9 tRNA genes are annotated in these 930 nt (G+C 51.2%); all 9 read right to left on the reverse strand.

The annotated features are described in order from the left end of the window. Positions 1–119 precede the first annotated feature (119 nt). The 9 genes from ABFX13_RS14535 to ABFX13_RS14575 all read right to left on the reverse strand — a co-directional run bounded on the left by ABFX13_RS14535 (position 120) and on the right by ABFX13_RS14575 (position 921). Positions 120–196 (reverse strand) — tRNA-Met (locus ABFX13_RS14535). 13 nt (positions 197–209) lie between these two features. Further along, positions 210–285, reverse strand: a tRNA-Phe gene (locus ABFX13_RS14540). 7 nt (positions 286–292) lie between these two features. Continuing rightward, positions 293–369: transfer RNA gene (locus ABFX13_RS14545), tRNA-Ile, on the reverse strand. Positions 370–374: 5 nt separating this feature from the next. Next, positions 375–451, reverse strand: a tRNA-Pro gene (locus ABFX13_RS14550). A 27-nt stretch (positions 452–478) separates the two neighbouring features. Next, positions 479–554 (reverse strand) — tRNA-Trp (locus ABFX13_RS14555). 9 nt (positions 555–563) lie between these two features. Then, positions 564–640, reverse strand: a tRNA-Ile gene (locus tag ABFX13_RS14560). 6 nt (positions 641–646) lie between these two features. After that, a tRNA-Pro gene (locus ABFX13_RS14565) sits at positions 647–723 on the reverse strand. Positions 724–730: 7 nt separating this feature from the next. Further along, positions 731–822 (reverse strand) — tRNA-Ser (locus tag ABFX13_RS14570). A gap of 10 nt (positions 823–832) precedes the next feature. Further along, positions 833–921 (reverse strand) — tRNA-Ser (locus tag ABFX13_RS14575). Positions 922–930: the final 9 nt, after the last annotated feature.

The following is a 930-nucleotide window of genomic DNA, read 5'->3' on the forward strand; positions in this document are numbered from 1 at the left end:
CTCAGCTAATCATTATCTGAATATCTGGCTTGGTTGTTTGTTGTTTAATTCTTTAAAAAGAATTTTTATAATTAACCTACTGTTTAATTTTCAAAGTTCTTATTTAGTATAAACCTAGATGGTAGCGGTAACAGGAGTCGAACCTGTGACCTTTCGGGTATGAACCGAACGCTCTAGCCAACTAAGCTATACCGCCATAGCCATAAAAATGGTGCCCAGAGGCGGAATCGAACCACCGACACGGGGATTTTCAGTCCCCTGCTCTACCGACTGAGCTATCTGGGCAAACACTTGGTGGGCCTAGCTGGACTCGAACCAGCGACCTCACGCTTATCAGGCGTGCGCTCTAACCACCTGAGCTATAGGCCCTCATTTGGTCGAGGTGGAGGGACTCGAACCCCCGGCCCCATGGTCCCAAACCACGTGCGCTACCAAACTGCGCTACACCTCGATAAATCTATGTTTTTTTAATTTTCAGTGGCAGGGGTGGAGGGACTCGAACCCCCGGCGCACGGTTTTGGAGACCGACGCTCTACCAACTGAGCTACACCCCTATTTTATTATGGTGGACCTTCAGGGACTCGAACCCCGGACCTACCGGTTATGAGCCGGGCGCTCTAACCAACTGAGCTAAAGGTCCACATATTGGTCGAGGTGGAGGGACTCGAACCCCCGGCCCCATGGTCCCAAACCACGTGCGCTACCAAACTGCGCTACACCTCGACATAATTGGCGGAGAAGGAGGGATTCGAACCCTCGCACCGGTTAACCCAGCCTAATCCCTTAGCAGGGGATCCTCTTGAGCCACTTGAGTACTTCTCCATAATTAAATTGGCGGAGAGGGTGGGATTCGAACCCACGGCCCCTTTCGGAGTCACTGGTTTTCAAGACCAGCTCCTTAAACCACTCGGACACCTCTCCATTATTGGT

The sequence above is a fragment of the Paraclostridium tenue genome, assembly GCF_039521565.1.
Lineage (GTDB): Bacteria > Bacillota > Clostridia > Peptostreptococcales > Peptostreptococcaceae > Paraclostridium > Paraclostridium tenue.